The organism is Vibrio sp. QJM3NY_15 (assembly GCF_057785995.1).
Window position 1 is genome coordinate 87,405 of sequence record NZ_JBYMCW010000003.1, and the last position, 12,945, is coordinate 100,349.

Sequence of the window (12,945 nt, forward strand, 5' to 3'; positions counted from 1 at the left end):
CGATGAATACCCCAATCAACCAAGATCAAATCAACAAAGCCGTCTGGGCAGCCTGCGACACCTTCCGCGGCACCGTAGATCCATCAATCTATAAAGACTTCATCTTAACCATGCTGTTCCTTAAATACATTTCTGATGTGCATCAAGATAAAGTGGATGAGCTGGCTAAAGAGTACGGTGACGAGCCTGAATTGATTGCAGCAATGATGGAAACTCAGTCTTTTAAGATCCCAACAGGTTCAACGTTCTGGGATTTATACGAAGCTCGCCATGAAGCAGGTAACGGTTCACGTATCGACCAAGCCCTGCATGCGATTGAAGAAGCCAATGGCACTAAGCTTAAAAACGTGTTCCAAGACATCAGCTTTAACACAGACAAGCTCGGTGATGAAAAGCAGAAGAACGACATCCTGCGTCATCTACTGGAAGACTTTGGTAAAGAGACCCTAAACCTTCGCCCAAGCCGCGTGGGTACATTAGATGTTATAGGCAACGCTTACGAATACTTGATTAAACATTTCGCAGCGGGTAGCGGTAAATCAGCGGGGGAGTTCTATACCCCACCAGAAGTTTCTGACCTTTTATCTATCATTCTAGAGCCACAACAAGGCGACACAATTTGCGACCCTGCATGTGGTTCAGGCTCACTATTGATGAAATGCGGCAAGCAAGTTCAAAACAACTTTTCTGGTTCTAAGCAGTACGCGCTGTTCGGCCAAGAAGCAATTGGCTCTACTTGGTCATTAGCGAAGATGAACATGTTCCTACATGGTGAAGATAACCACCGCATTGAATGGGGCGATACTATTCGCAACCCTAAGCTGCAAGACAAAGAAGGCGGCCTGCTGCACTTTGATGTGGTAACAGCAAACCCTCCATTCTCGTTAGATAAATGGGGCTTTGAGGATGCTGGTAATGATCATTTTGGTCGCTTCCGCCGTGGTATTCCGCCAAAGACCAAAGGTGACTATGCGTTTATCTCACACATGATTGAAACGCTTAAACCGCAATCTGGACGTATGGGCGTGGTAGTGCCTCACGGTGTGCTATTCCGCGCTTCATCTGAAGGTAAAATCCGTAAACAACTGATTGATGAAAACCTGTTAGACACAGTAATTGGCCTACCGGAAAAGCTGTTCTTTGGTACAGGGATTCCAGCGGCAATCCTTCTGTTCAAAAAGCAGAAATATGATAACAAGGTACTGTTTATTGATGCCTCTCGTGAGTTCAAGTCAGGTAAAAACCAAAACCAGATCACACCATACAATATTCAAAAGATTGTTGATACCTACAAGGCACGTGAAACCACAGACAAATACTCATACCTAGCGACCCTAGAAGAGATTGCCGAGAACGACTACAACCTGAATATTCCTCGTTATGTAGATACCTTTGAGGAAGAAGAAGAGATCGACCTAGTTGCTGTTCGCACAGAACGTTTGGCACTGCAAAATGAACTAGCTGACCTTGAAGCTGAAATGGCGGGTTACCTAAAGGAGATAGGTTATGGTGCCTAATGGTTGGGAGGTTAAACCACTATCAAGCATTACTAAGTGGTCATCAGGCGGAACTCCATCAAAAAGCAACCCTGATTATTGGAGTGGTGAAATTCCTTGGATTAGCGCAGCTTCAATGCGAGGGCATTATTTTAATAAGTCTGAGCTAAAAATAACTGATTTAGCTGTCAGTAACGGTGCGAAAATGGCACCTAAAGATAGCCTACTGCTGCTTGTTCGAGGCAGCATGCTTTGGAATAAAATTCCTGTGGGTATCGCAGCAAGAAGAGTGTCGTTTAATCAAGATGTAAAGTGTCTTATTCCTCATGCAGACGAACTAACTACAGAGTTTTTACTGTATTGGTTTTTAACCTATGAACATCGTTTGATGAACATGGTGACAGGTACAGGAATTGGTGCTGGTAAGTTAGATACTACAGACCTGCAAGGTTTAGACGTATTTCTTCCACCACTCCCAGAACAACGCAAAATCTCCAAAATCCTATCAGCATGGGACAAAGCGATTGCTACCACAGAAAAGCTGATTGATGTCAGCAAGCAGCAAAAAAAAGCCTTAATGCAGCAGTTGTTGACGGGGCAAAAGCGTTTGCTTGACCCTGAAACGGGTAAAGCGTTTGTGGGGGAGTGGCGTAAATCTAAAACACCTTATGAAAGTTTACCTAACGACTGGTCTGAATTAGCTCTAGAGAAACTATCATCGTTTATAACAAAAGGAGCAACTCCAACGACTTATGGTTTTGAATGGCAAGAATATGGCATTCCGTTTCTAAGAAGTGAATGTGTAGGTAAAAATGGGTTTAAAGAGTCAGGGCTCAACTATATTTGCGATGCTGCACATGAAGCAATGGCGAGATCTAAAGTGTATCCAGGAGATATTTTAATTACGATTACTGGTAACGTTGGAAGAGTTTGTCGATTGCCAAATAAGTATCCTCAAGCAAATATTAATCAGCACATAGCAAAAGTAACATTAAAAGATGAAAACGTTTGTAGCGACTTCATTTTCTACTGCTTGCAAGATAATAAATATCAATCCAACTTTGAGAGAATTACGACAGGTCAAGCATATCCACAAATAAGTTTGGTACAAGTTAGAAACACTATCGTTCCTTTACCACCTATTTCTGAACAACAAAAAATCGCCTCAGTCCTCACCGCTGCCGACAAAGAAATCGAGTTGTTAGAAGCCAAGCTTGCGCACTTCAAGCAAGAGAAAAAGGCGTTGATGCAGCAACTTTTAACAGGTAAGCGTCACGTATCCCTGTCATCTTAGAGCCTGTCGCCTAGTGGTAAATGCTAAGAATACATTAACGTAGCTTTGGTTACTGCATAAAAATAACACTATTTTGGGCTGCTAATGTGGCCCATTTTGTCATTCAGTTGGTGCCAGCATTGTCTGGTTAGGTTAGGTAACATTGACAACTTTACACCTCGGCAAAGTGAAATGGTTTGGTGGTCATAACAGTAAAACAGACCGCGAAAACGATTTTGGCTTCATTTCTATGGATAATGGAGAGAGCGCTTTTGTTCACAAATCATCACTAGAAAACTGCTCATCTCTAGAAGAGGGCGATTCGGTTCTATTTACTCAAGTTGCTGGAAAAAAGGGAATTAAAGCAGAAAGCGTAACGAGACTGTTTCCATTTAACGAAGATATTCTTAATATTTTTGTTTTTGGTATCACTGATGAAGAGCTAAAAAAAGGCCGAGAGGGATCGATAGCCCCGCTATTGGCATACCTGTTACAAGAGCCATCGCTGCTCAATCTTAAAAATAATTCAGAGCTAAAGGATTGCTTAAAAAGTTTATGTGAAAGTGAGTACGGACATAAATTTATCTGTACTCTCTCTTTGGAGAGTTCACATAAACAATCGATTGCGGAATTGATCTGTGATTGCAAAAATTGGAGTGTGCTTTTTGATAACGCAGGGTTTAGCAAGCTCGGTTTCTCCGACAGCATTGCCACTCTTGGTTACGCGCTTTTGTCACCCAACTATATAACGTCAAACCTTGCTACTCTTAGTGAGCATTTATTGGCGATATCAGAAGCCGAACGTATCAATGCTTTAACACAGTTGAATAACGCCCTTTCATTAAGTGCGGTGTTGTACTTAATTTTTAGTTGTGCAGCACCACATCCTAAACATTGGGAGAAAGAGAAAGGGCAATTTGGTAACCAAGTACCTTTTTCTACTTTGTTGAACCTGTTTGTTGAAGGAACTGTGAGTCGCGAAAATCAGGTTGAGGTAGATGATTTTGTTCGTGATATTTACAGAGAACGATTTGACTCATTTTCTGATTATTGCCAGCACCCTGTAATAGCGCCAATCATTAAGCCCTGTTTGATTAAACGGAAAATGTTTTTTAAAGACATGAGCTTTATCGGTGACGTTCAAAATGATAAAGCGTTGTGGCACGACCCTGAAATGTGGTTCTTGAGTGAGAGTTTACCTTTGATTTTTGCAGGCAACGGCCATGATGATATTGAAAAAGTGATTCTTCATAAACTTTGGCAAGCTATATTAACGAAACACATTGATATCGAGCACTCAGCGTTGTTTAAGCTTTTTCCTCAATGTAATACTTTAAAGTACCGTTACCCCCACATGCACCTTTCCTGTGAAGCATTCCACTGGACTCCAAAAGAGGGGGCGGCGCGTTTTTTGTGTCGCTCACAAGAGTGTCATGATCCCCAAGTGATGCCTGATCTCACAAAACCCTATTTTGATTTTTCGGTATTTGATTGGCTGGCGCATTATGGCATCAACTATGCGGTAGAGAGTGCCCCTTCAAAGCGTGACTTCTCAATCAAACTTGCGGGTTATGTAAACAGAATTCGTGAGTTACATTCGAGATTGAACTGCCGTTGTTGCGGCAATTTGATGATACCTGATATGAAGTACGCGAGGGTGGAAGTTAAGACTATCGACCCTAACACCAAACAATTAATAACAACTCCTGTGAACGCGGCCTATCGATTAACGGTATTTAGTTGTAACACAGAAGGATGCGGTGCATTTGGTCAAAAATATTATATAAATCATTGTTTATATTACAAATGCCATGAACTTATTGATAGCCGAGAAATTACAGATAAGTGTAGCGAGGGACGTTATATATGCACGTGTGGTGCATGTTGCAACAAGCATGCTGACAGAGAACAGAACGTGGGCATGTTAGCAAACTCGCCTCTTAAACACCGTGAGTTATATAAAGACTCGCCTTCAATTCGAAATGTTCGGAACTGGGATTGAGAAAAAGAAAATGAATCAGTTGGCAAATTTTAAAGAAGAATTCAGTTCAAAAATTCCTGCACTAACCTTGCTTACCAATCTTGGCTACCAATTTATTCCGCCGGGTGAATGCATGGCTATGCGTGGCAATCTCTCCACGGTGATTTTGCCTGACGTTTTACGTGATGTGTTGAAACACAAAACCTACTCATTCATGGGCAAAGATCACCCGTTATCAGAAGCAGCTATCGATAAAATTGTCCACGAGTTAGCTAACCCAGCTATGAATGAAGGGCTGAAAGCAGCGAATGAAAAACTCTATAACGCACTGACCTACGGCATTGGTGTGACCGAATTTGTTGATGGTAAGAAAGCCAGCCCAACCATCAATGTCATTGACTGGCAAACGCCTAACAATAACCAGTTTCACTTCACCGAAGAACTTGTCGTTGAAAATGCTCATGGTACTGCCAACCGAATTCCAGACATTGTTTGCTTTGTAAATGGCCTGCCTTGGGTCGTGATTGAAGCCAAACGTCCTGATTCGTCCCACGGAGGTAAGCCGACCGTCGCTGAGGGTATTTCTCAAAATATTCGCAATCAGAAGGTCGATGAGATCCCTCATTTGTTTGCTTATAGCCAACTATTACTGTCGGTTAATGGTCACGAAGGTTTATACGGAACGTGTGGTACGCCAAGTAAGTTCTGGGCAAAGTGGAAAGAAGAAGAGATCACCGAAGCCACTTTTGAGCGCTTAAAGAACAAGCCTCTTGAGCAAAACAGCCTAGATAGAATCTTTGGTCATCGCCCAGCTAAAGTACGTGATGAATATTTATCGCTGATTGTTGGCGGTGAGTTAGTGGTGACAGACCAAGACCGCTTATTGGTTTCACTACTGCGTCATGACCGACTACTGGAAATGACTCAGCTATTCACCCTGTTTGATAAAAAAGCGGGCAAGATTGTTGCCCGTTATCAGCAAGTATTCGGCATCAAAGCCTTGATTGAACGTGTGACCTCTTTTGATGAGAAAGGCGCACGTAATGGCGGTGTGATATGGCATACCACAGGTTCTGGTAAGTCGTTCACCATGGTGTTCTTATCGAAGGCACTCATATGGATTAAAGAACTGGCTAAATGTCGAGTAGTGGTCGTAACCGACCGTGTTGATTTAGAAGACCAACTAGCGAGTACCTTTGCCTCTGGTGGTGCGCTATCAGAAAAAGATCGTAAAGCCTCGATGGCAACAACAGGGCGACGTCTTGCCGAGCAAATCGGTAAAGGTAATGAGCGTATTATTTTCTCCATCATCAATAAGTTTGGTACAGCGATTGAGTTGGAAGAATGTTACAACGATAGTCCAGATATGATCGTTCTAGTCGATGAAGGCCACCGCAGCCAAAACGGTGAGAATAATATTCGTATGCAGCAAGCTCTACCGAAAGCCGCTTATATCGGCTTTACAGGTACACCGTTGTTACAAGACGACAAGACTGAAAACAAGTTTGGCAAAATCATCCACTCCTACACTATGCAGCAAGCTGTGGAAGACAAAACCGTCACGCCACTCTTGTATGAAGAGCGTGTGCCAGATCTGAGCACCAACGATAAAGCATTAGATGCATGGTTTGATCGAATCACCGATAAGCTGACCGAAAAACAGCGCACCGACTTGAAGAGGAAGTTCGCTCAGAAAGGTCAGATCTATCAAACCGAGGGGCGAATCGAGCTTATTGCTCATGATATTTCGGATCATTTCCAAAACTTTAAGCGTCAGGGCTTAAAAGGCCAGCTTGCTTGTGACTCTAAAGCCTCTGCAATCCAATATAAGAAGCTTCTCGATAAAATAGGCAAGGTAACCTCGGTTGTTGCTATGTCTTCGCCTGATACGCGAGAGGGGCACGATACAGTTGATGGTGAAAGCACGGATATCGTTCAGAATTGGTGGAAAGAGAATGTACTCAGCTCTGATTTTGGTCAAGATGAAAAAGCTTACACTAAACATATTATCGAAGAGTTCGGTAAGGATGATGGCCCTGACATTATGATCGTGGTTGATAAGCTACTAACAGGCTTTGATGAGCCAAAGAACACCGTGCTTTACATCGATAAGCCGTTGAAGCAACACAATCTGATCCAAGCCATTGCTCGGGTAAACCGTCTGCATCAGAAGAAAGAGTTCGGTTACCTCATCGACTACCGTGGCATTTTGAAAGAATTGGATGCCACCATTGCCGACTATCAAGATCTTGCCGATCGTACTCAAGGTGGTTTTGATATTGAAGACTTAAAAGGTCTTTATAATCGTATGGATACGGAATACAAAAAACTACCCGGTTTATACAGTGAGCTGTGGGTAATTTTTGCCGAAGTATCCAACAAACAAGATGGCCCAGCACTACGGCAAGTGCTCGCTCCGAAAATTGATACCATTGATGGGCAACTTACCGATACCAACCAGAAAAAACGTGATGACTTCGACTCTACGCTCACTGCTTTTTCAAATTGTTTAAAAGTGGCACTGCAATCCGCAACTTACTTTGAAGATAAAAGCTTTGACGATAAGCGCGACCTCTATAAGAAAACGCTCAAGTCCATGGCTGAATTACGTAAGCAAGTTCGTGAAGATGCCGAAGAAACTATTGATTACGATGAGTATGCTGAAAATATCCGCACCATGTTCGATAAGCATATTGCAGGTGTTGAAATTGAAGAATCGAAAGGCGTTTACCTAGTTGGGAATATGGGGAGGGATATTAAGCCTGAGCAATTCACCGACGATGAAGCCCGCAACCAAAAAGATAAGATCACTGGTCGTGTTACTAAAATGATCGAACAAGACCTTGCCGATGACCCGTATGCCCAAGAATACTTCTCGAAACTGCTTAGGCAAGCAATTCAACAAGCAAAAGAGATGTTCGATGCACCTGTAAAGCAATATCTGCTATTTGCTGATTTTGAAGAGCAGGTAAAAGAACGTGATGTAGAAGGTATGCCAGCGGATCGCTTCTCAGAACTCGACCCTAAAATAAAACGACACGTACAGGCATTCTATGGTCTGTTCCCTCATCATTTAGGGGATCATGTTTTGTCAGAAGATAAGTGCTTTAACTATGCGTTGCAAATCGATGAAATCGTTACCGCCGCTGTTGCTGAGTTTTCCATTAATCCTCAAGAAATAGAGAATCAGATCCGACGTAAGTTAATCCCTGTGTTGTTCAAAGCGGTAGGCATGGATAAAACCCAAGCCATCATTACCGATGTCATCAAAATTACCCGCCTTGGCGTGTCAGGACATCATTAATGACGTCGGTAAGTTCCAGTGAAGGCAATAAAGAAGAATACAGCTTCGTCTATGGCGACGAAGCTTTGTGTTACGAAGTCGTCCGCAAACCTCATTTGGACGGTAAGAAACGTAAAATCACCATAAAGGTTCATCCTAATTGTGAGGTGGTGATTACTGCTCCAGAAGATGCAGAGCGTAACGACATTCATCAAGCTGTGATGAAGCGTGCTTCGTGGATTTACGATGCATTGAAAGACTTCCGCAGCCACTTAGAATACGTCCAACCTAAACACTACGTCAGCGGTGAAATGCAGTTCTACCTTGGTCGTCGTTATGTATTGAAGATCGTGGAAGATGCCAAAGCACTACCAACAGTAAAAATGACTCGCGGTAAATTACTGGTCACCTTAACTCGGTTTAACGATGACAAAACAGCCATGGTTCGAGCATTAGTGCGTAACTGGTACAAGGTACGTGCGGAGCGTATTTTCCATGAACGTTTATCTGAATTGCTTCCGCAAGCCACTTGGGTTGATGGCATACCGAGCTTTCGTGTTCTTCCCATGAGTAAACAATGGGGAAGCTGCTCGGCCAAAGGCAACTTGATGCTCAACCCACATCTAATTAAAGCCTCCAAAGAATGCATTGACTACGTGATCCTCCATGAGCTTTGCCACATCGCAGAGCATAACCACAGCGAGAAATTTTGGCGCTTACTGACGAGTGTTATGCCGCATTGGAAAGAAGTGAAAAGCAAGCTCGATGGCATGGCGGAGTTGTATTTGAATGAGTAGCAGCCCAGAATTTATTCAGTTGTTGAGAGACCAATCTCCTCATGATGAATCTCTTCATAGTACGTTATTAAGAGCATTATGGGCTTATGACCCAAATGTTAAACCAATAGGAATTATTGGTAATTCAGGAGGTTGGATAAATAGCCCTTTTGTTCAGAAGGATTATGAACATATTTTTTATAGGTATCCTGATCATGTATTGTTAGAAATTATTGACGTGGAATTATCTGTAAACGGTAAGGGCAATTTACTCTTTGATAACCCCACCAATTATACGTCGCAAATAAAGCCAACTTTCTTTAGTGGTCGGAGATCAAGAATGAGGGCTACCTCGAATCTTGATATAAGATATTGCCAATTCTGTATTGAAGAGGGAATTAAGAAGGTTGGTTATGGTTACTTTCGTCATTTCTGGAGCGCTTCTGATAAGTGCCTAATACATAATAAACCTTTAGAAAGGCTCCCCGAATTGGGATTCAATAAGTCATTAAAGATAGTAAAGAAACTACTGAAAGGAAAGGGATTCAATCACCCTCTGAAAGCTAAAGGAGTTCAGTCAACGTCTACAAGATCTAGGAGCTTTAAAATTCATGATACTTGGGATACAAGAGACCAGTATTTCTTTCCAATAAAATTTGCTCCAGGTTGCCTTATGAAAGACTTTGCCGAGTGGATTTGGGAAAGCTACCATGAGTTTAAAGACCCAGAGTTGAAAAGTTTTGCTGAGAAAGTTTCTGGCCAATACCTTCATAAGTTTCGGGAAATGTATGAATTTGATTATCGGAAAGATTTTTCTGGTGTGTATTTGCTATGCTCTTCATTTGAAGCTGAAAAGCTAAATGAATTTTTTGCTGAGAATATAACTTTAATTTGGCTAGATCTTGGGCCAAGAAAGCAGGGGCGGTTGAAAGAAGTTTTTGCTAAAAAGAAAGGGGAAAACTGTGAAACATGTAAAAAGAAGTCTTGCCACCTTAAAGGCACTAAAGAACTTCGTGAGGTTGATCCTCAAAAAATTTCACTTCAATACCTTTGTGAGAATAGTTATACGCTATCAAGAATAGTGATGCAGCAGCGCCCGATAGCGGTTCTTGGTGGCTCTGTATGGGGTGCATTGGATGTGATGGTTAACCCCTCAGAAAAGCTGAAAATATCAGCACATCAAGTTAGGTTGGGAGATGATAGAGAATGAATCTGATATTCTTAACAATATAGTGTACAAACTTTATTATTCCAATCTTGATTTAGTGTACAAACTTTATTGTGCCTAAACAAGTGACCGTGTCGCTCGTTAGTTCGCTGTTATTAACATTCGATTTTTCACTATGAGCCTTTGGCTAGTCAAAATGTCATTTAAAGCAGTGAATTGACCAAAACGCCTTTCTAGGAATAATAAACACCTGAAATTATTGGTATGCTCATTACTGAATATAATAATGAGCAACTGACTGATGGCTAAAGACAATTACCCTTTCCCTCATTCCCGGTCGATGTATTGGTCTGATCCAAGTACGACGACAACCTATAATGAAGCGGTCGCCATGTTTGAGGCGCAAACCGAACAACAACAAAAGATGATGAAAAACCCTATCGTCGCGCCTAAAACTCAAACATTGATAGACCAAAAGCAAGCGCAAGCTGAAACTGTTGCGAAAATGAGACAAGAGACGGCCTCCTTCGCTCCTAGCTCCTCTCCTTCTCCGAGTTTAGGGAGTATACCCACGTCTTCCCCTCTAGCGTCTCCAGAACGGAATGTTCTCTCTGAAATTCCTACCGAGGTTTGTCTCGATAATGTGTTTATGCTTGGTTGGTATCAGGTTGAAGAAACAGGGCAACTAGATTTGATGTGGGATGGGCTCTTTACCCCAGAGACTTCTCAGAAAACAATCAATTTCATTAAAGGTCAGAATCGACATTTGAATTCTTATGTAAGGCAGGGAGAGATAGTTGTTCTACCGACAATGAAACCTGTTGAGGAGAAAGATAAGCAAGCTCTCAAGGATTTAAAAGAGGAGGCTCAAGCCGCGAGTACTGAACTGGCTAAGCTGAACAATGAAGAAGTGGCGACATTGCATCGTCACTTTGATTTATTCTCCCATCAGTTAGAAAAACGCATCAGAGAGGATGGATTACCGAGTGATTATTATGCTCAGGTGTCTACTGGCGTTGGGGCTACGGCTGCGATTGTTGAGCAGAACTTAAAGAACATCCAAAATGTTGTTTTAGAGATTAATGATTTGTATGCGTCACAAGTGGCTATGGCGAGCCGAACCGGTGGAATGAATTACGGTTCGTTTATCGCAGAGCGAGCGACGTTATTTCAAAAGTTGGACGGCTCGTTTGCGATGCTCTCCAAGCGCAGTGTCCAAATCCCAGCTTATCGTCAGGTTAAGCGTAATTTAAAGCTCTCCACTAAATCGGTAATTCATCACGCGGATGAAATATTGAAATCGGGTTTTGTGCCAAGTCTTGGAAAGAAAACCGCGAATATTGCTAAGGGTATCTCTGCTGCGAGAGGGTTAGGTTATATCGGTCTAGGTATTGGCGTTGCGAGTGGCGTAGACAGCATTTATGAAGCTTGCAAAGTAGGCGGCTCTGGCGAATGCGGAAAGACAACGACCCGTGAAGTTTGGGGGTTTATTGGTGGTTGGTATGGAGGGGTTAAAGGAGGCTCTGTCGGTGTTGGCATTGCTTTGGCTGTTGCTGTGACGGCATCCGCCCCTGTGCTGGCTATTGCTGTTATTAGTGGTGCTGTTGTTGGCGGTGCTGTAGGTGGCGTTGCGGGAGCTGCATCAGGTAAAGCCTTAGGTGACTTTATATACGAAAGTGTTGAAGAAGCTTTGGAGTAAATAAGTGTTGAATTGGTTAGTGGTTATTTTGGGAGCTTATGCTACCGCTTGGGCTGTTCCAGCAGTTATTATGAACGCTATCGTGTCTTTAGGTAGCTTTAAGCATATTATTTTTATTGATCAGCAGCTAGCAAAAGACCTAGATAAATATTATGACGAAAAAGGCTATATGCGGCCTAGATATCAAGCATCTTGGGAGATTGGTAGTCGCTGTTTTGATTATTGGGTTAAGTATCCATTTATTCGTAAACGATCCACCACTGACTCTGTAAAGTTTAAGGTATTTATGTGGATTAATACATTAGGAATGTGGAGTGTGATTATGGTTTGTTTTTTAGCTTTTATTAAAAGAGGGCTAGGTATTTCATTCTGATTTAACTTAAATGCTTTAGTGCATATAAATAACCCCTCAAACAAGCGCAAGTTCACTACTTGCGCTACTCCCAACAGATCAGTAAAGACCTTATTGAAATATAACGAAGGATAGAACATAGCTGTCAGCCTTTATAAATAAAGGGCTGACAGCTTACATTAGACTTTTCGCTAAAATGGGCGCAAACCCCATCAATGTAAAATTACCTCATGAAATGTCGTTTAATATCTTATAAACCGTTGACCTAGCAATTTTTAATTGACGTGCAATTTGCGTAGCTCCAATGCCACCTTTATATAAATCATGTACTTGTTTTCTATCAATAGAGCGTTTACGACCAAACTTAATTCCTTTTAGCCTAGCTTCTTGCCGCCCCTCATTCGTTCGCTCCAATATTCTTTGTCGTTCAGCTTGGGCTACGGCGGATAAGATGGTGACCACCATCTTTCCCATTTCGCCTTCAGTGCTGATCCCATCATCTAAAAACTTGATGGCCACACCTATACCATCAAATATTTTTATCAAACTGATCATATCCGCGGTATCACGACCTAATCGGTCCAACTTTTTGACTAGAATCACATCACCTTCTTCCACTTTCATTTGAAGTAATTTGAGTCCTTTCCTCTGATGGCTACTGCCGGAAGCTTTGTCGCTAAAAATTCTACTCGGTTTCACGCCTGCACTTTTTAGCGCCTTAATTTGAATATCGAGTGATTGTTGATTGGTCGATACGCGAGCATACCCAAATAACCTCAAAACTGTCTCCTATATCGAATAGTAGACACTTCTTGTCTACTATTCGATTTTGTCGATTAAATAGACACTTATAAGCATCTGTTTTATGGTGTCTTCTAAATTATAACATTTCGGACAGTTGCGAGATTGTTAATTTT

General features: G+C 42.1%; 9 protein-coding genes. 8 read left to right on the forward strand and 1 reads right to left on the reverse strand.

Annotation, left to right across the window (positions count from 1 at the left end):
- The first annotated feature begins 2 nt into the window (after positions 1–2).
- The 8 genes from AC3CKG_RS25055 (at position 3) to AC3CKG_RS25090 (ending at position 12,049) form a co-directional block, all read left to right on the forward strand.
- Positions 3–1,517, forward strand: a complete 1,515-nt coding sequence (locus tag AC3CKG_RS25055) for a type I restriction-modification system subunit M (protein ID WP_488528619.1) — start codon at positions 3–5, stop codon at positions 1,515–1,517.
- Positions 1,507–2,790 (forward strand): restriction endonuclease subunit S, encoded by a 1,284-nt coding sequence (locus AC3CKG_RS25060; protein ID WP_488528620.1) that lies wholly within the window; start codon positions 1,507–1,509, stop codon positions 2,788–2,790. The genes AC3CKG_RS25055 and AC3CKG_RS25060 overlap by 11 nt, the downstream gene beginning before the upstream one ends.
- A gap of 142 nt (positions 2,791–2,932) precedes the next feature.
- Positions 2,933–4,771, forward strand: a complete 1,839-nt coding sequence (locus AC3CKG_RS25065; protein WP_488528621.1) for a cold-shock protein — start codon at positions 2,933–2,935, stop codon at positions 4,769–4,771.
- 10 nt (positions 4,772–4,781) lie between these two features.
- Positions 4,782–8,054 carry a type I restriction endonuclease subunit R gene (locus AC3CKG_RS25070; protein WP_488528622.1) on the forward strand — a complete coding sequence of 1,091 codons (3,273 nt, stop codon included), beginning with the start codon at positions 4,782–4,784 and terminating at the stop codon, positions 8,052–8,054.
- Entirely contained in the window at positions 8,054–8,830 is a 777-nt protein-coding gene (locus AC3CKG_RS25075; protein WP_488528623.1) for a M48 family metallopeptidase, read from the forward strand. Before AC3CKG_RS25070 ends, AC3CKG_RS25075 begins: the two co-directional genes overlap by 1 nt.
- Positions 8,823–10,019 (forward strand): hypothetical protein, encoded by a 1,197-nt coding sequence (locus tag AC3CKG_RS25080; protein ID WP_488528624.1) that lies wholly within the window; start codon positions 8,823–8,825, stop codon positions 10,017–10,019. The genes AC3CKG_RS25075 and AC3CKG_RS25080 overlap by 8 nt, the downstream gene beginning before the upstream one ends.
- 259 nt (positions 10,020–10,278) lie before the next feature.
- Positions 10,279–11,676 carry a hypothetical protein gene (locus AC3CKG_RS25085; RefSeq protein ID WP_488529982.1) on the forward strand — a complete coding sequence of 466 codons (1,398 nt, stop codon included), beginning with the start codon at positions 10,279–10,281 and terminating at the stop codon, positions 11,674–11,676.
- A 4-nt stretch (positions 11,677–11,680) separates the two neighbouring features.
- Entirely contained in the window at positions 11,681–12,049 is a 369-nt protein-coding gene (locus AC3CKG_RS25090) for a hypothetical protein (protein WP_102479431.1), read from the forward strand.
- Positions 12,050–12,256: 207 nt separating this feature from the next.
- Here the strand turns inward: AC3CKG_RS25090 and AC3CKG_RS25095 are convergent, their stop codons facing one another.
- A complete protein-coding gene (locus AC3CKG_RS25095) occupies positions 12,257–12,808 on the reverse strand; it encodes a recombinase family protein (protein ID WP_488529983.1) in 552 nt (183 codons plus the stop codon).
- Positions 12,809–12,945 lie beyond the last annotated feature (137 nt).